Here is a 25,586-nt window from a genome sequence, read left to right as displayed (position 1 = left end):
TGTAGTACTAGTTATTTCTTAAGGCATGGATAAGCTCCGCTTTGTCCATTTTGGAGCGCCCGTCAATACCAATATTTTTGGCTTGTTCATAGAGCTCCTCTTTTGTCCGTTCTTCATAAGGTTTTGCCTTGCCGCCTTTTTTACCGCTGTTAGGTGAATTGGCTATGCGGACAGACTTCTCTTTGCTATAACCTTTTTCACGGAGTGCCTCATACTGGTCTTCGTTTTTTATGCTGGGAATGTCCATTGTCGTTTCTTTTATGTTAGTAGCCTATTGTTGCTGCTGTGTTGGCATGATAAATACGTCATTAATATTGGCGCGAGCTGGTTGTACTAACGTGTAATAAATAGCCTCGGCAATATCTTCCGCTTCTAGGAAAGTCATTTTTTGCATATCCTTGAACATCTCCTTTATGTCCTCATCGGTAATAGTATTCGTGAGTTCTGTTGATACCGCTCCTGGCTCAATAGAAGTAACATTTATGCCATATTTAGGTGCAAGCTCTTGTCGCAGACCTTCGGAAAACATTTTTACAGCAGATTTTGTAGCGCAATAAACTGCTCCTCCCGGAAAGTATTTGTGTGCTGCGCTTGAAGATATATTAATGATATTTCCACTTTTGTTTTTTATCATAGTTGGTAGTACTGCAGCAACTCCGTTTAAAACACCTTTAATGTTTACATCTACCATCTTCTCCCACTCATCTGTCTTTAGCTTTTCTACAAAAGAAAGGGGCATTAAACCAGCATTGTTAATTAATGCATCTATAGTTTTGAACTCCTCAAGTGTTTTTTTGACCAACTCCTCGTAGTCAGATTTTTTAGTGACATCTCCAGTTACTATCAAAGCTTCACCACCTTGGCCTTCTATTTTCTTCTTTAACTCTTCTAGTTTTTCTTTACGTCTAGCGGTAAGCACCACTTTTGCTCCTTCATTAGAGAGTTTTAGTGCTGTAGCTTCGCCTATTCCACTAGATGCTCCTGTAATGATGATTACTTTACCTTTTATGTCCATTTTTTCTTTTTTATAAATTGAATATTTAACTGATGTAAAGATTTCAATAACCCACGGCATAGCTTAATCACATCAATATAAATATTAACTATAACCGTAAAAATGAGAGGGTAGAGGTGGACTGAAGTTTTAAGTATGCCGAATAAAACCTAGTTATTCAATAAGTTCTTCAGAAGATTTAAGTGGTACGCCATGTCCGTATCGTTTGGCATAGACCCAAGTAAATTCAGCACCAAAAAAGAGAATCAAACAGGAGTAGGATACCCATAAGAGAATTAGAACTATTGTGCCTGCTGCACCATAGGTTGAACCAGGGTCTGCTTCACCAAAATAGTAGCCTAACAATGATTTACCTAATACAAATAAAACAGCGGTTATGAGAGAACCGATCCAGACGGTTTTCCAGCGTATTTTAGCATCGGGAAGATAGCGAAAGATTAAAGCAAAGAGCACTGTAATAATCCCTACAGAAACTACAAAATCTAGAATATAGGCAATGTAGACAATGACCTCTGGGAGTATGCTCCTGATATATCCGTTCAATGCTGAAATGGCTGCGGTAACTAAAAAACTAATTAATAATAAAAATCCGATTGCGAGAATAAAAGCGAAGCTCCTAGCCCTGTCAATCAACATTTTTATAAAATTGGAATCAGGTTTGGGCTCAACTCCCCAAATTTGATTAAGTGAGAGTTGTAGATGATAAAAAACCCCGGTAGCACCAAAAATTAGGGTTCCAATACCAAGAATACTGGCCATGGTGCTACGGTCTTTATTTTGTGTTTCAACCATCATAGATTGTATAGCTTCAGCAGCATCACGACCTAAGGCACTTGATATTTCTTGTGTTAATTCTCCTTGCACAATTTCCGTACCCCAAACGGAGCCTACCACATTAATGATGATGACCAAAAGTCCGGGTAGTGAAAGCACCGCATAGTAAGCCACAATCGCGCTAAGGCGAAAAGGGTCATCTGCTTCCCAAGCTTTGTAGGTGTCTACAATTAACCTAGGTAGATGTTTTAATTTGAATTTTTCTTCGGTACTGGAAGATGCCATAAATGCGATTTGGTTTAATCCTATGAGAGTACAAAATTAAAGGTTGAACTTAGTAGGGGTTGATGTTTTTGGAGAAGATTTTAACCTTAAAAATAACTTCGAATAAAATAGGGATATCCCCCGTAGACCATTAATTGGGGTATAAAATTTCAGATAGAGTTATAGAAATAAAAAGGGCTTCGATTTACCGAAGCCCTTAACAAAATATATTATGCTGTCTTGTTAATTAAAAAAAAGACATTTTAAATCATTTTTTTCATTTGCTGAGCTACATCAGGATTGGTATAAATAATGTCAATCATTTGAGTATATAAATCGGTGAATTCTTTTTTATTCACCAAATCCCCAAATATAGACTCCAACCGAATAAACGATAGTTTATCTGTGGCTGTGCCTTTTGCAGCAGTATGAAGTTCATCTTTCATAGCGTCAACAATGTCCAAAGGTTCGTTATGTTGATTCACTCCTTTATCGCTATAATAACACCACGCGGCAATTACTAGGGTCGCATATTTAATACTACCACCGTTTGCAAGATTATCATGAATAGTGGCAATTAAAAATTTGGGAAGTTTAGCAGAGCTCTCAAGACAGATACGAGCAAGGTTGTCCTTAATGTTGGGATTGCCAAAACGTTCTATTAAACTATCCTTATAGGCATTCAGGTCTACGCCTTCTACTGTATCCAATACTGGAGTTACTTCAATATCCATAAATTTTCGAAGATAACTGCCAAAAAGAGGGTCGGAAACCGTATTGTCTATAGTATCAAATCCTTGAATAGATCCTAACAGGCCAAGAACGGAATGTCCAGCGTTTAAAAGGCGGATTTTCATCTTTTCGTAAGGCGTAACATCGGGAACAAACTGCGCGCCTACATTTTCCCATGCCGGACGGCCATTGCTGAAATTATCTTCAATAACCCACTGGTGGAAAGGCTCACAGGTTACGGGCCATTCATCTTTTAAACCAAAGGTCTCGGTAAGGTAATCCATATCATTCTGGGTAGTAACCGGAGTAATTCTATCTACCATTGCGTTAGGAAAACGCACTTCTTTTTTGATGTATTCTGCTAATTCCGGGTCTTGTTTCTCAGCAAAAGCAGAGAGCATCTTAGCGGCCATAGTACCATTATGCTGAATATTATCACAAGATTGAACGGTAAAGGCGGGAATACCTGCGTTTTTACGTTTTCTTAAAGCAGCAGTCAAATACCCAAATACGGTTTTAGGAGTTTCAGGATTAGCTAGGTCATACTTTACATCTGCATTATCAAAATCGAATTCACCATTTGAAGGTTTAAAATTGTAACCACCTTCAGTTATGGTCAGGGAAATGATTTTAATATCCTTATCCGCCATCTTATCAATAACCGCTTGTGGATTGTCCACAGAGAGCATAAAATCTATGATGGAGCCTACTACTTGAGTTTCTACTTTGCCATCTGGATGCTTGACAATTAAAGTGTAGAGGTAATCTTGTTTTTTTAATATATCGGCCATGTGGCGGTCCCCTTCTCTAAGGCCTACTCCACAAATGCCCCACGAGGAAGCATCTGGTCCGTGTAATAACGTATCTGTATAAACAGCTTCATGCGAACGATGAAAACCGCCTACACCAATATGAACTATTCCTGCCGTAACCGAGTCACGGTCATATTTTGGTATGCTAATGTCCTTTGGTAGACGAGATAGATTTTTTTGGCTTAATTCTATAGATTCCTTCATGATAAGTGTGCGTTTAATGATCGCTTTTATTCAGTGCTTTATTTCTTTGCAAGACCCAATAGGCCGTTGCAAAATAAGTTAACGTGCAGATAAATGCATAGGTGTAAAAAATATCGCGGTTAATTTCGTATTGTGCCATATCCGGACTCCAGAACATGGTGATGATAGCAAGAACCATAGTGATGATTAAGCTGCCATAGGCAACTACACGAAGTAGTTTTGTAAAACCGGATTTGTCATCCAAATGAGGAGGATCATTTTCAGCTTGTTCGTCTTGGTAGGCTATTATTTTTTCATTTCGCTGTTTGTCAAGTGCTTCTTCTGCAGGGTAACTTTCTGCTGCACCATATTTCTTTGCCAAAAGCGTATAGAGTAAGATAGTGAATATCCAAGTAGGTATAAATAAATAATAGAAGGATATAACGTTCATGGCATTGAGACCAAAACCAAAGACTAATCCTAGCCCCCACGAAGCAACGGCCGGAACACTAGTTTTTACGTTTTTATAGGATACCCAATATCTGGTAAGACCTATGCGAGGGAAAATTACATGCTCGGCAAAAACAATGGCGCCAACAGGTACAACTAGAAGTCCTGCGTAAGTTAATAAGGGAAGCATTTGGGTGAAAACGAATGGGAAGCACGCTACCACAACAGTAACAATACCCACCACCAAGGTTGTTTTTCTTCTTGAGTGTTTGTAGAATATGGCCTGAGCAGCTAAGCCTGCTCTATAAAGGTTGGCATTGGCGGTAGTCCATCCAGCAATTATAACGATAACAAAACCAGAAAGGCCAAGCGCGTAATAGGCAACATCGCCAGGATCAAGTTCAGTAATACTTTTCTTTAATAAAACGGCCGTACCTGCACCCATAATACCTGCACAGATCCAAGCAACAAAATGTCCGAATAGCATACCTGAACTGGTAGCTAGTCCGTATGAACTTTTCTTTGCGTAACGGAGTAAAGCCATATCTATTAGACCAAAGTGCGTAATGGTATTTGCGGCCCATGCAAATCCTATAACCTCTAGTAGACCTATGCCCGGTTCTCCAGCACTGTTTATACCGGTCCAAATAGATTGGTCTCCAATAAGTAAAAAGTCGCTCCATCCGTTCAACTCAGTTTTACCTAAAACGGCTTCGGATAAAGCAGGCATAAGCACAAGGGCTCCACTACTAAACATAACAAAAAGCCAAGGGGCACAAATGCTAGAAAATTCAGAAACGGCCTTAAAACCATACATAGCAACAAAGACAACTATAGTTCCCACTAGGAGTACCACTATTACAAAAAATGCATTGGTGGGATACCAATTAAGCTGTGCGGGAATATCAAACGCGAATCTAACGGCTGTAGAGGAAACTGTAATCATAGCCGCAGATATTACGGTGAATATAATTACGTTAGCCCAGTTATATAGCTTGGTCATTGAATCGCCCGCAATTTTATTCAAATAGGTATAAAGACTCTGGCGAGTCTCTACGGCAATAGGCGCGGTAATGAAGGTCCAGCTTAAAATAGCTAAAATATTACCAACCAAGAGGCCCAGTATAATATCTGTCGTTTTAGCGCCAAGGGCAACAAAGGTGGCGCCTATTACAAATTCTGTTGCGGCTACATGCTCACCTGCATATAGGCCCAAAAAATGTGCCCAACCATGTAATTTATGTTTTGAAATTGGTAGCTGCTCCTCATTCAGTTGTTTTAATGCACTATAATCCTCCGAAGCGTTCATAATTTGGGTGGTTAAATGTATAAAATGGTATGAGCGGAAACTAAGCCAGAACGAGAAATGTTCTGAACCAGTCTGCTAACTTAATGAAAGCTTTTTGTATAAGTATTATTTATGTTTTTTTTAAAGAAATTTTAAGATTTCATGTTTTAAGAGCTAACGTTTTATATTAAAATTTTAATATGGATAAAGTAAATATTGAAAGAGCAATTAAACAATGGATACTGTACTATTTTTGCAATAGTTTAATTTAGTCACATAAACGATACTTAAAAAGCAGTAAGGTTCAAAAGCCTATAGCAATTGTGATTATTGGAATTTTTTCCTGTTTTGACGAGAATATTATTAGAGCGTAACAAAGCAAATATTTATGAAATTAAAGGTTGATGGATTTGTTTTGTCTGTTATAGCGGTAATTGGCATAGCATATGTTTTTCCTCAATGGGGAACACCTGAAAGTAAAATTCCAATAGACACAATTAGTGCGATAGGAATTTCGCTTATATTTTTCTTTTATGGACTTAAATTGAGTCCTACAAAATTAAAAGCAGGAATTAAGAACTGGAAATTGCATCTTCTGGTGCAAGGGTCTACCTTTTTGATATTTCCGCTGTTAATTTTGATATTTAGGCCATTTATTCAAAATGAAGCACAGGAAACCATTTGGTTGGCATTTTTTTTCTTGGCAGCGCTACCATCAACCGTATCTTCATCTGTTGTTATGGTTTCTATGGCAAAGGGTAATATTCCTGCAGCTATTTTTAATGCCAGTATATCTGGGATAATAGGTGTTGTTCTTACTCCTTTGTGGATGGGCTTGTTTGTACAGAGTGCGCAGACAGATTTTGATTTCACCGATATTTATATAAAACTATTTATTCAAATAATTTTACCGGTAGTAGTGGGTATTCTTCTGCAACGCTTTTTAGGTGAATTTGCTCAAAAGTATAATAAGCGCTTAACCTTGTTTGATAAATCCGTAATTCTACTTATCATCTATAAGAGTTTTGCAGAATCGTTTGAGGGGGATATATTCAGTACGGTATCTGTTTTGGATTTATTGATGCTTTTTGTAGCCGTTTTAATATTGTTTGGTATCGTCTTTTCTTTAACGGGTTTCTTGGCAAAGAAGATGAGGTTCAATAAAGCAGATCAAATTACTGCCCAATTCTGTGGAACAAAAAAATCATTGGTACACGGAACAGTGTTTTCTAAAATAATATTTGGAAACCTAGCTTCTATAGGTATAATCCTTTTGCCACTTATGATATTCCATGCCATACAATTATTAATAATCAGTACGGTGGCATCCAGAATGAGTAGGAAGAATATCTTAGGGTAACTGGTTTATCAACTTAGTTCTGCCGTTATTTTATCGGCAGTCTGCTTTAACTCTTCAATGAGTATGTTGTTATCTTGTTTGCGGGTTATTGGGTTTAAACTAGATATGGCCAAAACACACATAATATCTTTGTTCAATCCAATTACAGGTACTGAAATGTCCGTTACCCCAACTGTAAGTTCGCTACTGGTTAGGTGATACCCGTTTTTCTGAATGGCATTAATATCCTTCAGAAAACCACTTCTATAATGTTCATCTTGTTCTTTGTAATAATCACTGGTTTCTAAAATGTAATTTCGTTTCTCTTCATTTTCAAAAGCGAGTAAAACTTTTCCTGATGAGGTTTGTAATAACGGAAATAAGCTTCCTACTTTAATGGAAAGCGATACGGCACCGGGGCTTTCAGATTGTGATATAATTAAAAGTTCTCCATAATGTAAAATACTTAAATGGCAAGATTGATTGGTTCTGTTGGCCAAGTCGTCCATATGTTGCTTTGCGGACCTTACCAACCCTTCTACAGGACTATGTCTGTGTGATAGCTGATACATTTTCATGGAAAGTGAATACTGGCCGGTAGAGGTTTTGTTTATGTATTTCCGGTCTTCTAAGCAAGCTAACATTCTGTAAATTTCATTAGGACTCTTGTCAAGTCCTTGTGATATTTCTGCCTGAGTTTGGGGGATAGCTCTTTCGGACAAATACTCTAAAATGTCTAATCCTTTCTCTAAAGCAGGTGCTTTGTATTTACTCATCAATTGGGTTTTTTATTTTTATTCAAATATAAATCTTTAATTTATATTTAAAAAATTAAAGATTTTTTTACATCTTTGTATTCTACTTTAATTGTAAAAATTATGGAACATATTTTCAAAAATGGAAAAATTTGGTGGTCTATACTAACAATAATGCTGTTTAGTTCCGGGGGCTACTCGCAGCCTAATACTACTTTCTCGCATGAGAACAAAGAACAGTCAGTTAGGGATTTTAGTGGTATGAAATGGCGGATGAAAATGATGCTGCCAGGAGAGGGTATCAAAAGAGGGCTGCACAAATTGCCTTCAGAAGATATAGAAACCTTGGTTTGGAACAATGCAGAAGTGCCTGGAGATGTCTATACGGATTTATGGAAAGCCGGTGTTATTGATGATCCTTATTTTGGCAGAAATAGTGTAAAAGCACAATGGGTGCAGCAATATGAATGGTGGTATGCATACCAATTTCAAGTAAAAGAGGGTGTTGAAAACCAAGTAGTGGACATCAAGTTTGAAGGAGTTGATTACAGTTGTGAGGTTTGGCTAAACGGACATTATTTAGGAAAGAATGAAGGGGCACTTTCTGGATTCTCTTTTAATGTTAACGACTATTTACGAATAAGTGAACACGATTATCTAAAAGGGCAGAATATGCTAGTGGTCAAGATTGACCCTGCGCCACAGGTAAATGCGTTTGTTGCGGGTAAAAAAACACCTTGGTTTGGAGATTATTGGAGAGATCTGGCTCCTATGGGTATTTGGCGCCCTGTAAAAATGGTGCGTAGTGGTAAAGTTCGTTTTAATGATGTCTACGCAAATACTACAATAAACGAAGATGGCTCTGCAGATGTTAGCATGGAGTTAACTATTGAAAACACAAATGCTACGGCCAAGGACATGAATTTTGCTGTTTCTTTAAAAGGGAAAAATTTTGAATCCGAAGAAACTAAAATAGAATTCAACCAACTAGTGGCTCCTGGCTTACATAAGGTAGTGAAGAATATTCATTTAGATAAACCCAAACTATGGTGGCCATGGGATTTAGGAGACCCTAATTTATATCTGGCCCGTATTTCACTTAAAGACAACGAAGTATGGCACGATTATAATGAAACCACTTTTGGAATCCGGGAGGTTACTTCTAAATGGAACCCTGGTTTTGTAAAAGATGTAGATGTTACGTTTCCAAGATCAACCTATATAAATGGCAAATTTCATTTCATTCGTTCTGCATGTTGGGGTGGTCCAGTAGATATTTTTACGGGAAGAACATCTAAAGAAGAATACTTTGAGCTGATTAAAATGGCCAAAGAGATGAACATGAACAACATTCGAATCTTTGGATGGCACCCACCGGAAATTCCTGAATTCTATCAATATGCAGATGAAATGGGCTTGACCATTTGGCAAGATATGATTCCACTTGGGACAGGTAATATCCCAATGGAAGAGGAGAATGTTGCTCAGATATTCAATGAAGGTGTTAAGGTGATTAAAGAGCGTAGAAACCATCCGTCATTAATTATGATGGAAGGAGGAGAAGAAATGATGTTCCGTACGCGTGATCCAATAGCAGGAAGAAAATTTTTGGAGCGTTTGGGAGATTCATTACAGGCGTATGCCAAGTTACCTTATGTACCAGATTCTCCAATGACAGACCATGTTGCTCAGCAAGCAGGTTTTAAGCCTAAAGAAGCGGTACACGCACTGCGTTATTTTTATGATATGGGCGAGTGGCTGCATGAAGATTGGTATCAAACCAAAGCAGATGGCTATCCTATTGTTCCAGAATTTGCTATTACTTCTGTACCTTCTGTAGAGAGTTTAAAGAAATTTATTCCTAAGGATGAAATGTGGCCTCCGGGATTAAGCTGGGGACATCACTGGGCAGATTTAACACGTCTACGTATGCAGAATTGGGATGTGTTTGGTAGTGAAATGAAAGGCTCATTAGAGGAATTTGTAAATGCCACACAAGATGCACAAGGAATCATTTTTCAAAATGGAATAGAACACTTTCGTAGAGATAAACCAAGTTTAAGTGCAATTGCATTGTGTCATTACATTACCTACGGACCGGATATGAAATGGGCCATTGTAGATAATTATCAAAAGCCTAAAAACTCGTACTACTATGTTCAAAAAGCATATCAGCCATTATTAGTGAATTTTGAATTTAATAAACGTAGATGGCATACAGATGAACCTTTTGTAGGGAATATATGGGTGGTTAATGATTTCTATAAGTCCTATGAGGATTGCACCATTAAATTTAAAGTTAGTAATGACGAAAAGAAGACGTTGTTCAAGAAAACTTATGATGTTGCTGCAATAGATGAGAATAGTGTAAAGCAATTGTTTTCAATCAGCGAGGATGTTTTAGGTAAGGTGAAAGGGAGATTTTATGTGGAATTGGAATTGTTGGATAATGACGGAAAGCAAATTTCGCATAATGACTATTTCTTCTTGATAGGAGATCAGGCCCAAGCAACAAAACGTTTTCAAGAATGGAAAGAAGAACGCTTAGAAATGGAAAATGGCAATGCCCATGGAGGGTATGGTTCTTACTATTTCTTCTTTGACGAGTTTACCCGCGAAAACGGAAAAGATTACGATAGTGGCATTCAAAGACCAACAGCAATAGGTTTTGATTAATAGTAAGGATTTAAAAAAAATAAAATTGAAAAATAAGAGAATACAATTAAAGGGAATTACTTGGGATCATAGCAGAGGATTTACTTCGGTTGTGGCAACTGCGCAGCGTTTTCATGAGTTAAATCCTAATGTAGAAATTACTTGGGAAAAAAGGTCTTTGCAGGCGTTTGCTGACGAGCCTATTAATGAATTAGCGAAGCGCTATGACCTTTTAGTTATTGATCACCCTTGGGCAGGTTTTGCGGCCCGTACGGGAGTTATTGTTCCTTTAAACGAACATTTGCCAAAAGCTTTTTTGGAAGACCAAGAGAACAATTCTGTGGGTAAATCTCATGAAAGCTATTGTTTTGAAGGGTACCAAAGTGCTTTGGCTATTGATGCTGCAACACCGGTGGCCGCTAGTCGTCCGGATTTATTGAAGGAAACTCCAAAAACATGGAATGATTTGGTGGATTTGGCAAAAGAGGGTAAAGTAGCTATACCCGGTATTCCACAAGATACGCTCATGAGCTTCTATATGGTATGTTGTACCTTGGGAGAAGACGTGTCTTTATCTCAAGAATATTTTATATCTGAAGAAATAGGGATAAAAGCATTGAAAATGCTACGGGATTTAGGACAGTATATTGCAGACGAATGTTATGATATGAATCCTATTAAAGTCTATGAAGCAATGACTTTAGGGGATACGTATGCTTATTCACCATTTGCTTATGGTTATACCAATTACTCTCGTAAAGGATATGCAAGAAAATTACTGAAGTTTCATGATATGACTTCTATTGGTGGTCAAAAGCTAATAAGTACTCTGGGGGGTACAGGTTTAGCAATTTCGGCTAGTAGTGAGAATACAGAAATGGCGTTAAAATATGCGGAGTACGTTGCAGCACCAGAAACGCAAGCGGGACTTTTCTTTGATAATGGCGGCCAACCGGGACACCGTTCTGTATGGACAAATAAAGAAACCAATGCAGTTTGTATGGATTTCTTTAAGGATACGCTGCCTGCTTTAGATAGAGCTTTTTTACGCCCACGTTATCATGGGCATATGTTCTTTCAAGATAATGCAGGAGCACCTATTCATGAGTACATGAAAAATGGAGGAGATGCAAAAGAGGTTTTAGATACCTTGAATACCTTGTATTTAAAATCAATAAAATTATAGACATGCTACCATTAGAAGGAATTACAGTTTTAGAATTTGCACAGTTTATGGCTGGACCTTCCGCTGGATTGAAAATGGCAGATTTAGGGGCTAGAGTAATAAAAATTGAGCGTCCTAGAACAGGAGAAGCAGGTAGGCAAATTGCACTCAAAAATTTGTTTATTGATGAAAGTAGCATGGTATTTCATACGGCCAATAGAAACAAACAATCCTACGCAGCAAATTTAAAAGATGCCAACGATTTAGAGCGTGTTAAGAAACTAATTGCGCAGGCAGATGTCATGACACATAACTTTCGTCCAGGAGTAATGGAAAAAATTGGGCTGGATTATGATACGGTACATAGCATCAATCCTAAAATAATTTATGGTGTGGTTTCGGGCTATGGTCCTGTTGGTCCTTGGGCCAAAAAACCGGGTCAGGATTTATTAATTCAATCTTTATCGGGATTTGTAAATTTATCTGGTAATGCAGAAGATAACCCCACCGCATCAGGATTGGCTACTTCAGATATTTTTACTGGGGTTCATTTGGTACAGGGAATTTTAGCCGCTCTTATCAGCAGAACAAAAACCGGTAAGGGAGCTAAGATTGAAGTTAGTTTACTGGAGTCTACGTTAGATATTCAGTTTGAATTATTAACTACCTATTTAAACGATGGGAATCAATTACCAAAGCGTGTAAAGAAAGGAAGTGCACATGCTTATGTTGCTGCGCCATATGGACTATACCAAACAAAAGACAGCTATATGGCTATAGCCTTAACTCCGTTAGATGAATTGGTTAAAGCAATGGGGCTGTCATTGCCCAATCAGTTTTTAGCTAAAGAAACTTGGTTTACAGAAAGAGATGCTATTATGGATTTTCTAAGAGAGCATCTTATAAAAGAAACTACCCAATACTGGTTAGACCTTTTTGAACCATTAGATTTTAGAGTTTCGGCTGTTTTTGATTATAAAACGATTCTAGATCATGACGCTTATAAAGTGCTTAAAATGGACCAAGATGTAGAAACTTCTGATGGTATTATCATGAAGACCACTCGTTGTCCTATTCGTATAGATGGAGAGCGAATTTTTAGCAGGAAATCTGCACCAAAAGTAGGAGAAGATAATGGTTTAATTGATAATGAGTTTAATCTGAATTAGTCATGAAAAAACCATTAGAAGGCATATTAGTAATTGATTTTAGTCAGTATTTATCAGGACCATCGGCAAGTTTGCGATTAGCCGATTTAGGAGCAAGAGTAATAAAGGTCGAAAAGCCAGTTAGCGGCGATATGGGAAGACAATTATATTGTTCCAACGTGATTATGAATGGTGAATCCTCTATGTTTCATGCCATCAATAGAAATAAACAAAGTTACGTTGCAGATATGAAATCTGCGCAAGAACGAGAAAAAGTATATACGCTTATTGCAAAAGCAGATGTCCTATTGCATAATTTTAGACCAGGAGTAGCAGATAAATTGGGAATCGATTTTGATACGATTCAATCTATCAATTCTAATATCGTTTATGCAGAATTAACGGGCTACGGAAAAGAAGGTGTTTGGAAGAATAAACCAGGGTTGGATTTATTGTTGCAATCCGTATCAGGTTTGACCCAACTAAACGGAAACGATGGTGCAGGACCCGTGCCTATTGGTTTAGCAGTAATAGATATCTTATCTGGTGCACATTTGGCCCAAGGTATTTTGGCTTGTTTGTATCGAAAACTAACCACCGGTAAAGGTGGCAAGGTTGAGGTTAGTATGCTAGAATCGGCTTTGGAATATCAGTTTGAATCCGTAACCTGCTTCTTTAGAGACGGTGGGCAACCTACTGAACGCCCAAAAACTAATTCTGCACACGCTTATTTGGGAGCGCCGTATGGTGTTTACAAAACCAAAAATGGAAACATAGCTTTGGCCATGGGTTCTATTCCTTTTATAGGGGAGTTGTTGGGTTGTTTGGAATTATTAAACTATCCCGAAGTTGATAGTTGGTTTAGCCAGCGTGATGAAATTAAGGGCATTTTGGCAAATCACTTGAAAACAAAAGATACCAAAGAATGGTTGGCAGTTTTAGAACCTGCTGATATTTGGTGTGCCGAAATTATGGATTGGAAAACCTTGTTTGACAAGGAAGCTTTCAAAATTTTAGAAATGGTTCAAAAAGTCCAAATGTCTGATGGATATGGATATGAAACTACACGTTGCCCCATTCAGATAAACGGAGCGTGGTTGAAATCTGAAAAGGGAAGTCCTATTTTAGGAGAGCATACAGAAAAGATAAATACGGAATTTGCATAAAGATGAGTTTAGAAGAACAGGTAGTAGTTAAAAAAGAAGCCGCTGTAGCCATCATTAGCTTAAATAGACCTAAGGCGAACAGTTATTACAAAGGCTTCTTAGAAAATATTAGTCAATCAATAAAAGATGCAAGTGCAGATGCCGCTGTTAAAGTAATATTGATAAACAGCACTTCTGAAAAGTTTTTCTGTGCTGGCGCCGATATAAAGATATTCAGTAGCAATACAACGGAGCAGAATGCCGAAATGGTGGTAGCTGCTAATCAAGTTTGTAAAGCAATGGTATCAAGTAAAAAAATAATTGTTTCCGCAATAAGAGGCCATGTATTGGGAGGCGGATTAGAAATGATAATGGCTTGTGATATCCGCTTGGCTGCCCAAGGCGATTATTTAATTGGACTCCCAGAAGTTAAATTGGGATTGATGCCGGGTAATGGAGGAACTCCTCGTTTAATAGATTTAATAGGCGCTAGTAGAGCTATGGAACTGTTAGTAACTGGAAATTCCATTTCGCCACAAAAAGCATATGATTTTGGTCTGTTTAATCAATTGTATGCAAAGAAAGATTTTGAACAAAAGGTTGCTGATTATGTGAATGCATTAGCGCAAGGAGCAGGGCAAGCTATGGCGGCCATTAAACATTATGTGCAGGAACATAAAGGAATGTCATTACAAGAGTCATTAGAGCATGAAGCAACTTTGGTAGCTACTCTGTACAATACATTTGATGCTAAAGAAGGTTTCCAGGCATTTGTAGAAAAGCGAAGCCCAAAATTTAAGTAACGGAAAAAATAAGAGTATGCAACAAGATATAAAGCATTATAGGTGTTACATTAACGGAGAATGGTTAGACTCGGCTATCCGAGAAAAAATAGAGGTTGAAGACCCTGCAAACAATACCGTATTTGCTACGGTTACTGCCTGTACTACAGAAGATGTTCAGTATGCATTGGAAACCTCAGAAAAAGCTGGATTTGAATGGAAACTTTTACCGGCACAAAGCAGGGCTAACTATATCTATGCTATTGCAGACCGTCTAAAATTAGAACGAGAGCATTTTGCCAAACTTTTAGTACATGAACAAGGTAAAACCTACATGGAAGCCTTAGGGGAAGTAGATGACACTATTCGCTACATGACCTACGGAGCCGAAGCTGCTCGTAGAATTCAAGGAGCAGTATTTCCATCGGATAATGCAAATGAGCGCTTAACCATATATAAAGTGCCTTATGGGGTTACCGTTGCTTTATGTGCTTTTAATTACCCATTGGCACTAATAGGCCGAAAGTTAGGGCCTGCGTTGGCCACCGGGAATACAATTATCTTAAAACCACACGAATTAACGCCAACTACGGCATCAGAATTTTGTCGTTTAGTAGCTGAGGCCGGGTTACCTAAAGGAGTGGTAAATATGGTGTCTGCCAAAAGTGTAGAAGTAGCTTCTTTATTAGTAGAAAGTCCTATTACAAAACTTATTAGTCTTACAGGTAGTACCAATGCGGGTAGAGCTATGTACCGTGCTGCGGCAAATAATATTACCGGTTTAATATTAGAGCTAGGAGGAAAGGCCCCTTTTATTGTTTGTGCAGATGCAGATGTGGATAAGGCGGTGGAAGCTGCCGTAATTTCGCGTTATGCGAATTGTGGTCAAGTATGTATTTGTAATGAAATGGTCATGGTAGATGAAAAAATTGCGGATGAGTTTACAGACAAACTTGTACAACGCGTGAAACAAATAAAAACAGGAAATCCGTTTGATAGTACTATTAATATGGGACCAAATGTGAGTACCAAAGGGTTAGAAAGAGTAGACCAGTTGGTAAAAGATAATATTGCCGAAGGAGCAGAATTAGTGCTAGGAGGCAAAAGACCTCAAGGAGCAGAGTTTGAAAGGGGTAATTGGTATGAGCCAACGGTTTTAACTAATGTAAAAAACGGAGATGCTACAACTAAACACGAGTTATTTGCGCCAGTATTACCCATTATGAAGGTTTCAGGTTTTGAAGAAGCAATGGCCTATTCTAACGCAAGGGAAGAAGGCTTGTCGGCTTACTTATATTCTAATGACTATAGAACCCACCAGAAAGCAATTGACCAATTAGAAGTGGGTACAATCTTTATAAACAAACACATCGTAGGTTATATTCAAGGCTATCATTCTGGTCATAAAACATCAGGTACAGGAGGTGAAGATGGTGTATACGGTATAGAAGACCACTTACAGAAAAGAACTATCTATCTAGATTATTCAGAATAAAAATTTTCATTAAGAAAAAGGAATATGATACTAGGATTTTTCTGGGTGCTTTTGGCAGCAATTATGCTAGGTTTTTATGCTTTTCCAAGTAAATACATAAAACGTTATGAGGTAGCTAATTTGTGGGGTAGCTTCTGGCTATTCGCCATGTTCATTGTTCCCGTACTAGCTTCTTTTATTTTAGTAAACGGATTAGGCGATACCTATGCACAAGTTCCATCTTCAGTTTTTGTAAGCGTATTCTTTTTAAGTCTGCTCTGGGGAATAGGCAACCTTCTTTGGGGAATTAGTATTTCTAAAATAGGAATGGCTTTAGGCTTCTCTTTGCTAATAGGAGTTGCCACCTTAGTAGGCTCTATGATACCTTTTTTTATGGGGAATATGGAACAATTGCAAACTCCGGGTGGAATGGTGATTGTGCTAGGGATTTTGATAATCATGGGCGGAATTATACTAAACGGAAAAGCAGGACTTTTGCGGGAGTCTAATGAATCTATCACGAGTGATAGTAGTTCTTCTAAAAATATGAAGACAGGTATTATTATGTGTATTGTAGGGGGTATTTGTGCCGCCGGTTTTAATCTGTCCTATCACGTAGCAGATAATATTGGTCATATAGGAGCTATTTCTCAAGAGCAATTTGGTAATGCTCCATGGATAGCAAGATTGGCTGTAATGCTTCCGTCCTTTATTGGTAGTGGTGTTGTTACGGTTTTATATTTTGTATATCAGTTAAGCAAAAGTAAATCATGGAATAAGTTTGCTTCAATAGCAAGCACAAAAAACATTGTATTAATTGCTATAATGGCAATTATTTATGTGGCCTCCTTGATTATATATGGCTTGGGAGCCTATAATTTGGGGCCCTTGGGTACATCTGTTGGTTTTGCAGTATTTCAAACAGGCTGTATTATGGTCGCTAATTTATTAGGGGTATTCTCTGGCGAGTGGACAAATGCCGGAGGGAAGAGCAAGCGTTTTTTATACTCGGGATTACTTGCAATGACAGGTGGTATTATTGTCATTGCCTATGGTAACTTTATATCTTAATATATTTCTTGGTCAGGTTATAAATCAGACCTATTATCCAAATGAGTACAAAAAGAAATTTTATTTTTTAGCTTAGGATTTATTAGAAGGTTACCATTTCTTCTTGCTACTATTTTTATTTTGGATTTTATCTCCTCGTTTCTGTGGTTTTTTATACTTCTTTTTTAATTTTCTCTCGTAGCTTTTTACCTCTGCTTGTACTTTGCTATTCTTGGCAGATTTCTTATGAAAGGAAGCTCCTTTTTGAATAGGAGAATCATCGTCATCTAGCTCTGCGTGGGGATCTACAGGTTTAACGTCTTCTTCAGGTGTTAGTTCAGAGCTAATTTCTACTTCCTTAGGAAGCTCATTGAAAGGTATTTTGTAGTTCATTAAGCTTTCAATAGCCTCTTTTAATTCAGTCTCTTTTTCATTGTAAAAGAGAATAGACCTTCCTTGTTCGCCCGCTCTACCGGTTCTACCAATCCTGTGGATGTAGTTTTCTGGGTAGTAAGGTGTATCAAAACTAATTACCGTACTAATTTTATCAATATCAATACCACGAGCAATTACATCTGTCGCGATAAGGATTCTACTTTTACCGTTTTCAAATTTCTCTATGGATTTTGTACGGTGGTTTTGTTCTTTACTTGAGTGAATTACAGAAATTTCAGATTCGAAATTTTCTAATGTTTCAGCAAGTCTATCGGCACTGATCTTACTGCCTACAAAGATTAATACTTTGTTGTACTCATCTCTATCTTCTAACAGATGATGTAATAAGTTGGCCTTGGTATAGAAATTAGGAACAGCATAGGCTTCTTGACTAATACTTTCCAAAGGTGTACCACTTATAGAAATGGTTTTCTTAACCGGGTTAACTAGGAAATCGTTCATTAATTGGTCTACGTAAGTAGTCATAGTGGCAGAAAAAAGGATGTTCTGACGCTTTGTTGGTAGATACTCAAAGATGTTTCTTAGCTGCGTTTTATAGCCAAAATCTAACATAACATCAACTTCATCAATAACTAATTTTTTGATTGATTTTAGTCGAAGTACATTAGCAAGCACCAAGTCATATAATCTTCTAGGCGTACCTACAATAATATCTTGACCTTCCGCTACAGCTCTTTTCTGATTGTTTATATTGTTAGAGCCACCGTACACACCCAGTGCCCTTACACTTAGATATGGCGTTAGTTTTTCTATTTGCTCTACTATTTGAATTACCAGTTCTCTAGTAGGCGCTAGGATTAAAACCCTAGGGTGTTTTTGATCTGAATACTTCAATTCCTGCAAGATAGGTAGCAGGAATGCAATTGTCTTTCCCGTTCCGGTTTGGGCAATCCCAACAAAATCGTTACCGCCAAGAATGGTGGAGTAGGACTCTTGTTGAATAGGTGTTGGTTCATCAAACCCTAAATCTACAATAGCCTTTTGTAACTGCTTTTTAATTTTGAAATCTTCGAAAGTATTCATTTTGCAAAAGTAATCAAGAAAAATCTGAAAGTGAGGGCATTTGCACCAATAAACGTCAAAGTGTCTTTTAGTTCATACTATAAGAGTGCTTTTGCTTGATAAACCATCAAATGCCTGAATTTATTTTTCTTTCTTAATGGTTAACTTCATTGCAAATTCAGCTGTAGAAACCTTTTCCTTTGTTGTGATAGCAAGCTTTACGCCTCTTTCTTCATCACCACCTTCGTCTACAAATCCTGGTTTTCCTGGTGCCGTTAAAATATTAGCATCCACTTTTGTTTCAAATATTTTAGGAGCGATAATTTTTACCAAAAGGCTGGTTTCTTTAGGCTCAAATTCAAATGTGTTCTCTGAAATCTGATTTATAGTATTATCTGCGTGTAAAAACGAAGTGATAATTTTAGGGGAATTTGTTTCAATATCATCGGTTATAGTAAAACTACCCGGAGCCTTAAATTCAAACTTACGAGTGAATTTTTTAACGCCAACCTCAGGTTCGTACGCTGCGGTAACATCAGCTAAAATAGAAACTTGATTAGCATCTAACTGAGCATCTATAATTCTAATTTTATTGATTCTCTCATAAGGAATACCGTAAAAAATATCATGTCCTTCACCTTCATGATTCTGTCCTTTTCCGTCAAATACAAGGGTATTATGACTTTGCGTCATTGTTAGTCCTTCATAACCGGAATCTCCGGTTAAATATTCTCCATTTGCCCAGATAATAAAACTGCCTGCGTCTGGGTGAGCATGTCCACTAGATAAACGCCATTCAGGATATTTTAGCTGTTTTTCTATTGCAGCGTGACCTTCAGATGGTCCGCATTTAAATGAAAATGCAGTAGCATCATCATCCCAACTCGAACGCCAAAAAACAACATCATGGTCTTTAAAATAGTGCCATGTTTCTTGTTTTTCAATTGGTATGGTTTTTACGGTAGGGTTATACCAAATAAAAGTCCACATTTCTTCTGCGCTTACTTGCCCTTTCTCCTTCAGCCAATTAGCAACACCTTGCGCTTCCCCATTCTGAAACTTGTTGGCAAGATTATACAGAATGTTATAGCTACTTTGAAAGTGACCGTCTATGCGCTCGCGACTATAATCTTCACTTTTTTTAGAACGGGTAAGACCTCCGGTATAGGTGTCACCATAATCAAAATGGAATTCGCCGCCTGGTAATGTTGCGTGGGCTATATATTTATGAATCAATTTTAAACCTGGTGCTGCTTCAAATAGGTCCTCTCCTGTAGCATGCAATTGCACATCTAAATAATGAATAAGCCATGGTGTGGAAAAAATCCAATATTCAATACCTTCATAGTAAAATCCGTCATCAGAATAGGTTCCTAAAACACCTTCGTAAATTGCTCGTGGTAAAGCTGCCCAGTCATTAGCTTCCGGTGTTTCGCCTTGTAAGGCATAAGCGGCTACTGCCAAACCGGTCATAGGAATGAAAGTGTGGTTTTGACTATAAGCGTATGTTTTACCTGATTTTGGCTTATAAAAATCATACAGCAACCTAGCCTGTCGTATTAATTTTGCCTTGTATTTTTCGCGTTCAGTAGGAGTTAAATCGTGGTAAAGTAAGTCGTAACCCCAACCCAGCCCATAGAGTAGATGGCCGGCAGCTAAATCAACATCTGGTTTGTTATATACATATCCCCAAACGTCATAGGAAAGTGCTGCTTCCATATATTTCTTGGCAGCATCTAAGTATTTTTTTTCGCCTGTTATTTTATAAGCAAGAGCTGCTTCGGGAATTCCTAGACCAACTGGGTTTTGAACCCTACGGTCTTGCGCTGGCGCCGGCGTTGGTTCAATAGTCATAGCCCTAACTCTGGAAAGGGCGGTTTGCCAAAGTTCTTTTTGAGATTTGGTTTTATCTTTTAATCCTTCAATTTCAGATTGCGTTAGAAAAACTCTTGGATGTACACCTTCAAGCTCTTTTTTTAATGAAGAGTTTTTTGTTTTCATCAAATTAACAAGCACACTTTCACCTTTTAATTTTTTATTTGCTGCCTGTTCGGCTTCTAATTCTTGAGTGTCTTGAGCGAATGTAAAACTCGTTAACAATAAGGTGAAGAGGAGGGAAGAAATAGATATTCTCTTGTACATAATATTTCGTTTTGTTGAGATACACGCTTGAAACATTTAATGTACAAGCAATCAAACCTAAGCGAAAGATTACAACTTTCCAAAAACTAAAAATACAATCCCTATAAATTGAAAAATTAGCTGTTTAGATACGTAACGATATAGTTTACTAGTTTAAAGTACGGTGATTGCTAGACCTTGAATAGAGTATTGTAAAGAAATGGAATTCAGTTTTGGCTTATTCTATAATTTCGTAATCAACACTTAATTTACGCAATGCTCTTAGGGCAGAGCCAGAATTTTTATCCTCAACTTCAATGTCTACGGCATCTCCTTCTAAAAGGATATCGGTAAGTTCATGAGCTAAAGAGTTACCTACATTAGAAATTTCTGTAATACATTGGGCAATTGCTCTTTTATCCGGTCTCTGAGCATCACAAGACAACAAGTTTAATTTCATAATGACGGTTTATTATTGCAAGATACTAGAGTTGAGATAGGTTTGGAATGGTTTTATACTTTATTAGTAACTATCTTTTTTAATTTCTATGTCAAAGTAGTGCTTCAATTTCGTTTCAAACTCACTTTCATCAAACTTTACCTCTTCCTCTATTCCTGCTTTGGTAATTTTTAACTGCGAATTGTTGAGCGTTATTCTTCCTTCATTTGTTGCAATGGAGATTAATTTCTTCTTGCTGAAATGAGACTCATCGCTTGTCTGGTGGAATGCACATCTTTTAGCGAATTCAGATAATTTCCGCTCTTTAGTTTTAAAAATGTATTGTGGGATTAAATCACTGCTTTTTAGTTCGTTTACACGGTAGTAATCCTTTTTATAGGTGTCAAACTGAAACTGGCCAAGACTATCAGTAATCTTTTGGTTTGTTATTAATTCTAGAGGTTCTAAAGTGAATTTTCCAAAACCAACATCTACCAAGTAATCTTGATTTTCCAAATCAACGATAATAGCCATATGGTCATACTCAGGACTATATTCTTCATTTTTAACATGAACGCGAGCTGAAATCAGTTTTGCTTTAAAACCAATTTCTTTTAGAAGTTGATGAAATAATCCGTTTAGCTCGTAACAGAATCCGCCACGTTTATCAAGGACTATTTTCTTATAAATATGAGCTATCGAAAGATTTATTTCTCTTCCATAGTGGATATCCAAATTTTCAAACGGAATATTTAGAAGGTGCTTTTTCTGAAGGTCATAAAGAACACGTTTATTGACTTCCGGACAGTCAGTAAAGTTTATTCGGTTTAAATACGGCCTTATATCCATTTTACTAATGTATTTCATAGCTACAAAACCAGCCGTTTCTTAGTTCTTGGGCAGGAGTATTTCTTCTGCCAAATCAAATACTCTCAACAAATTTTGAAAACACTTTTTTGTGAAGGTCCAGGTCCAAACTTGGTGAAAGTGATACTCTTACTATATAATCTTTGTCGCCTTCTTTAGTCGTTCCTTGAGTAGAAGTAGCAGGTATAGTCCAATAACAACCTTTTAACTGCCCGTAGCTCACACAGAACTTACTCTCGTTAGGAATTTCGGTAATCATTAAGTTGATTAACTTAAGGTTCATTGCTCTCTTATACGCTTCTTTTTCCTCAGGGGTATTGCCTTTGGTGGGAAGGTCTAATGAAAAAACAGATGGCGTAAATCCTTCTGAGGCCAATTCTTCTGAAACAAAATTAATTTTTGCTCCTGGTAAGGTCTCATGAATATAGTTTACAAATTCGCGAGTGTTTTTATAAGCATCATGAATTCTTTGATTCATAGATGGTAATTGCTTTGCCAATATTTCAACTTGATAATCTGTAGCTTCATTATCGCAAAGTCTAAGATGTGTTTCTATTTTGTCCATCAAAGCTTCCGTTTTTGTATTCCCTACACAATAACCAGCAGTACATTGCCCGCCACTGGGGAATTTAGAGCCACTAACATATGAAATGGTTCTAACGGTAGAGAGAATGGCATTTTCGCCTAAAAAGTGAACATTAGGGCAAAATGTTTGGTCTAAAATAAAAACGGGATCAATAGCAAATTCACCGTTATCCGTTTTACGCTCTTTAGTTAAAACAGCCTTTAAATTTATGAGATTGGGAACCTCTACTCTAGGGTTTGTTGGAATCTCTGCAATGATGTACGGAACGGCATCTTCGTGTGCTATTTTATTTAAAATGGTATCAATACTTTGCACCATATCATTATCACCATCTACTAGTAAATCTACAATTTCTACATTGTCAATACAAGCAGCTACACGTCTTGCCTGATCATTGGTGCCACCATAACAGTTGGGAGGAACAATAATCTTGATTGCCTTTCCTTTATGATTGTCTAAAGCATCATGGATCAGACCCATCATAATGGCATACTGCATAGAAAGTCCACTAGAAGCAAGCAAAGCCTTTGTATTTGAGCCAGTAACTGTGGCAATGGCGTCCAAGACCTGTGTTTTGTTAGCCTCAGTACTGGTAATTTTGATATTAGCAGAAGATTGCCTGATGATTGACTTTAAAGCAATTATAGAATTTGCTGGTGTCATGGCAATGGTCTCTCTTCTTCTTACATGCTGAATGTCTGAAATATAGCTCTTATTTTCCTTGCCATTTACTATTAGGATACTTCCTAGTTGAGAATTTAAGTTGATGAAAAAATCAATATTTGGATTATGGTCAATTGAGCCAATTTCTTCTTGTTCAGAAATGAAGATGGTACTGCCATCAAACTTTGTAATAGTTGAAGCTTTTTCAATTTTCCTCAATTCAAAGTTATAGCCATAAACCCGTTTTACAACTTCGGCATTAAAACATTCTGGTAATTCACCTGAATAAGTTATTCGAGTATTTTTACCTTCTAATAAGTTTTTTCTTAGAATGGCTAAAACGGGAATCGTCTTTGATGAAAAGCTAATTACATTATCTGCTTCCAGATTATTTAAGTGAGCAATTACCCATTCTAGAATACAAGATAAAGGGTGGCCTAATCTAATATAATCGTAAGCGGTGGGTAAGTTGCTTAACGCTTCTGATGTAGAATTAGCATCATTAAATAAGGCTTCAAACTGCTGTAAGAATTGAGTTTTTGCTAAATTTTCATTATAAATATCTAGCCGGTGTGTTGTTAGATTCAACCATCCAGCAGGCATATTTTCTAATACTTCTTCAATGTAATTCAACACTTTATTCGCGTCCATAAAATTCACCTTTAAATAGGTTAGCAAGATACATTAATTAGACTTTTTAAGTGAACAAGATGCGGTTTAAATGGTGCTCAATTACTAAGGGGAATTTAACTTTTGGGGAGTTGATTGTAACAAAATAGTTGATGATGTTTCTGTATATTTGATTGATTATCAATTTGATAAATCAGCCCTAAATCTATTTTTATGAAAAATTATCTTGTTATACTCTCATTTTTTAGTCTTTTGGCTTGTAAGGAAACTAAGGAAGATGATAGTATTGGTCGTAATGAATTGGAAACGGAATATAAATTGGTCTGGAGCGATGAATTTGAAGGCGTAGGCCAGCTAGATTCGGAGAAATGGGAATACGAAATTGGATTTATTAGAAACGAAGAAGAACAGTATTATACAGACAGTCTAAAAAATGTACGACTTGCCGATGGTTTTTTAATTATTGAAGCGCATAAAGAGCCCAGACAAAATGACGCTTCTTACACTTCTGCGAGTATAACAACCAAAAATCTTGCTGAATGGCAATACGGAAAGATAGAGGTGAGGGCCAAACTCGCCAAAGGCGTCGGAATGTGGCCCGCCATTTGGATGTTGGGTGAAAATTGGGAAGAGGTTGGATGGCCAGAGTGCGGCGAGATTGATATTATGGAACATGTAGGTTTTGATAAGGATGTAATTTTTGGTACTGTCCATACGGAAGCCTTTAATCACACCATAGGAACCGAGGTTGGTAAATCGGTTTTTGTAGATTCCCCATATGAAGAATTTCATGTGTACGCTGTTGAATGGACACGAGAGAAAATAGATTTTATTTTGGATGGTACCGTATATCATCAATTTGAAAATGTAGGAAAGACAGAAGCAGAATGGCCATTTGACCAACCTTTTCATTTGAAATTAAACCTTGCTGTTGGTGGTTCTTGGGGTGGTCAACAAGGTATTGATGAAAGCGTGTTCCCGCAACAAATGACTGTAGATTATGCAAGGGTTTATCAACTTCAGTAAAACTTTTACAAGTGTTTGAGGCTTGGTTCTAATAGATTTATGAAATATAAATTTGGGCTTCAATATAGTTTTGTAATAATGTATTTTGCACTATCAAAGAAAACTACCCAAGTGAAATACAAGATATGAAAGACCAACATTTTTTGAATAACATTTTCAGAGCTCAAGATTTCTCCGCTGAAGAAATAGATTTAATTTTTCCTGAATTCAAACAAGTTTCCTTTACCAAAAGCGATTTTCTTTTGCAAGAGGGTACTACGGAAAATCAATATTGGTTTGTAGAAAGTGGGTTTGTGCGTTCGTTTGTTATAGATACGGAAGGCAATGATATCTCAACTAATTTTTATTCCACGGGAGATATTGTTATTGACTGGACATCCTTTTTCCTGCGAAACCCTACAAGGGAAAATATTCAGGCTTTAACGGATTGTATTTGTTGGCAATTAGATTTTGATACATTTCAAACGCTTTTTCATAACATAAGAAGTTTTAGAGAACAAGGCCGTACAACACTTGTGAGTAGTTACTTCTCATTAAAACAGCAAAGTGTATCCATGATTGCAGATCAGGCAAAGGATAGGTATTTAAGGCTGATGAAAGAAAAGCCACACGTAATACAAAATGTTTCTTTAAAGCATATTGCTTCCTTTCTTGGTATTACGGACACTTCTCTAAGTAGGCTCAGAAAAGAAATTTCTGAGGAATAGGTTTTCTTGCCATAGGACAAGTTTTATGTTCTCTGTTGTTCGCAACTTTACAACATAG

At 37.2% G+C, this 25,586-nt stretch carries 21 protein-coding genes; 10 read left to right on the top strand and 11 right to left on the bottom strand.

Annotated features, from left to right (window positions below):
• Nucleotides 1–7: 7 nt before the first annotated feature.
• From HW347_RS00455 to HW347_RS00435, 5 genes are all read right to left on the bottom strand, one after another.
• A complete protein-coding gene (locus HW347_RS00455) occupies nt 8–247 on the bottom strand; it encodes a DUF7218 family protein (RefSeq protein ID WP_214610004.1) in 240 nt (79 codons plus the stop codon).
• A 24-nt stretch (nt 248–271) separates the two neighbouring features.
• Nucleotides 272–1,015: an SDR family oxidoreductase gene (locus HW347_RS00450; RefSeq protein WP_214610003.1), complete on the bottom strand. Its 744-nt coding sequence runs from the start codon at nt 1,013–1,015 to the stop codon at nt 272–274.
• A 153-nt stretch (nt 1,016–1,168) separates the two neighbouring features.
• The gene (locus HW347_RS00445) at nt 1,169–2,074 is read right to left on the bottom strand and encodes a YihY/virulence factor BrkB family protein (protein WP_214610002.1); all 906 of its coding nucleotides are present in this window, start codon (nt 2,072–2,074) and stop codon (nt 1,169–1,171) included.
• A gap of 242 nt (nt 2,075–2,316) precedes the next feature.
• Nucleotides 2,317–3,801 carry a mannitol dehydrogenase family protein gene (locus HW347_RS00440; protein ID WP_214610001.1) on the bottom strand — a complete coding sequence of 495 codons (1,485 nt, stop codon included), beginning with the start codon at nt 3,799–3,801 and terminating at the stop codon, nt 2,317–2,319.
• A 13-nt stretch (nt 3,802–3,814) separates the two neighbouring features.
• Entirely contained in the window at nt 3,815–5,539 is a 1,725-nt protein-coding gene (locus HW347_RS00435) for a purine-cytosine permease family protein (protein ID WP_214610000.1), read from the bottom strand.
• A gap of 367 nt (nt 5,540–5,906) precedes the next feature.
• Here HW347_RS00435 and HW347_RS00430 point away from each other — a divergent pair, with 367 nt between their 5' ends.
• The gene (locus HW347_RS00430) at nt 5,907–6,878 is read left to right on the top strand and encodes a bile acid:sodium symporter family protein (RefSeq protein WP_214609999.1); all 972 of its coding nucleotides are present in this window, start codon (nt 5,907–5,909) and stop codon (nt 6,876–6,878) included.
• 8 nt (nt 6,879–6,886) lie between these two features.
• Here HW347_RS00430 and HW347_RS00425 read toward each other — a convergent pair whose 3' ends face one another.
• Complete coding sequence (locus HW347_RS00425; RefSeq protein WP_214609998.1) at nt 6,887–7,633, bottom strand: IclR family transcriptional regulator; 747 nt, start codon at nt 7,631–7,633, stop codon at nt 6,887–6,889.
• A gap of 102 nt (nt 7,634–7,735) precedes the next feature.
• Here HW347_RS00425 and HW347_RS00420 point away from each other — a divergent pair, with 102 nt between their 5' ends.
• The 7 genes from HW347_RS00420 to HW347_RS00390 are packed head-to-tail and all read left to right on the top strand — an operon-like array spanning nt 7,736 to nt 17,052.
• Nucleotides 7,736–10,288, top strand: coding sequence for a glycoside hydrolase family 2 protein (locus HW347_RS00420; RefSeq protein WP_214609997.1), 2,553 nt, complete (start codon nt 7,736–7,738; stop codon nt 10,286–10,288).
• Nucleotides 10,289–10,313: 25 nt separating this feature from the next.
• The gene (locus HW347_RS00415; protein WP_225901786.1) at nt 10,314–11,453 is read left to right on the top strand and encodes an extracellular solute-binding protein; all 1,140 of its coding nucleotides are present in this window, start codon (nt 10,314–10,316) and stop codon (nt 11,451–11,453) included.
• 2 nt (nt 11,454–11,455) lie between these two features.
• Complete coding sequence (locus HW347_RS00410; RefSeq protein ID WP_214609996.1) at nt 11,456–12,601, top strand: CaiB/BaiF CoA transferase family protein; 1,146 nt, start codon at nt 11,456–11,458, stop codon at nt 12,599–12,601.
• Between the two features lie 2 nt (nt 12,602–12,603).
• A complete protein-coding gene (locus HW347_RS00405; protein WP_214609995.1) occupies nt 12,604–13,746 on the top strand; it encodes a CaiB/BaiF CoA transferase family protein in 1,143 nt (380 codons plus the stop codon).
• Between the two features lie 2 nt (nt 13,747–13,748).
• Nucleotides 13,749–14,528: an enoyl-CoA hydratase/isomerase family protein gene (locus tag HW347_RS00400; RefSeq protein WP_214609994.1), complete on the top strand. Its 780-nt coding sequence runs from the start codon at nt 13,749–13,751 to the stop codon at nt 14,526–14,528.
• Between the two features lie 16 nt (nt 14,529–14,544).
• On the top strand, nt 14,545–16,002 hold the full coding sequence (locus HW347_RS00395; protein ID WP_214609993.1) for an aldehyde dehydrogenase family protein: 1,458 nt from the start codon (nt 14,545–14,547) through the stop codon (nt 16,000–16,002).
• A gap of 24 nt (nt 16,003–16,026) precedes the next feature.
• Entirely contained in the window at nt 16,027–17,052 is a 1,026-nt protein-coding gene (locus HW347_RS00390) for an L-rhamnose/proton symporter RhaT (RefSeq protein WP_214609992.1), read from the top strand.
• Between the two features lie 90 nt (nt 17,053–17,142).
• Here the strand turns inward: HW347_RS00390 and HW347_RS00385 are convergent, their stop codons facing one another.
• The 5 genes from HW347_RS00385 to HW347_RS00365 form a co-directional block, all read right to left on the bottom strand.
• Complete coding sequence (locus HW347_RS00385; RefSeq protein ID WP_214609991.1) at nt 17,143–18,510, bottom strand: DEAD/DEAH box helicase; 1,368 nt, start codon at nt 18,508–18,510, stop codon at nt 17,143–17,145.
• 120 nt (nt 18,511–18,630) lie between these two features.
• Entirely contained in the window at nt 18,631–20,631 is a 2,001-nt protein-coding gene (locus HW347_RS00380) for a DUF4962 domain-containing protein (RefSeq protein WP_214609990.1), read from the bottom strand.
• Nucleotides 20,632–20,848: 217 nt separating this feature from the next.
• A complete protein-coding gene (locus HW347_RS00375) occupies nt 20,849–21,070 on the bottom strand; it encodes a hypothetical protein (protein ID WP_155598212.1) in 222 nt (73 codons plus the stop codon).
• Between the two features lie 63 nt (nt 21,071–21,133).
• Entirely contained in the window at nt 21,134–21,916 is a 783-nt protein-coding gene (locus tag HW347_RS00370) for an arylamine N-acetyltransferase family protein (RefSeq protein ID WP_225901785.1), read from the bottom strand.
• A 55-nt stretch (nt 21,917–21,971) separates the two neighbouring features.
• The gene (locus HW347_RS00365; protein ID WP_214609989.1) at nt 21,972–23,816 is read right to left on the bottom strand and encodes a PLP-dependent aminotransferase family protein; all 1,845 of its coding nucleotides are present in this window, start codon (nt 23,814–23,816) and stop codon (nt 21,972–21,974) included.
• Nucleotides 23,817–24,008: 192 nt separating this feature from the next.
• Between HW347_RS00365 and HW347_RS00360 the strand changes: the two genes are divergently transcribed.
• Together HW347_RS00360 and HW347_RS00355 are read left to right on the top strand one after the other, a co-directional pair.
• A complete protein-coding gene (locus tag HW347_RS00360) occupies nt 24,009–24,821 on the top strand; it encodes a glycoside hydrolase family 16 protein (protein ID WP_214609988.1) in 813 nt (270 codons plus the stop codon).
• A gap of 125 nt (nt 24,822–24,946) precedes the next feature.
• Nucleotides 24,947–25,528, top strand: a complete 582-nt coding sequence (locus tag HW347_RS00355; RefSeq protein WP_214609987.1) for a Crp/Fnr family transcriptional regulator — start codon at nt 24,947–24,949, stop codon at nt 25,526–25,528.
• Nucleotides 25,529–25,586 lie beyond the last annotated feature (58 nt).

The sequence above is a fragment of the Zobellia barbeyronii genome (assembly GCF_018603515.1).
Lineage (GTDB): Bacteria > Bacteroidota > Bacteroidia > Flavobacteriales > Flavobacteriaceae > Zobellia > Zobellia barbeyronii.
The sequence above is the reverse complement of the archived record's forward strand: the minus strand, read 5'-3'. Positions and strand labels throughout refer to the sequence as shown.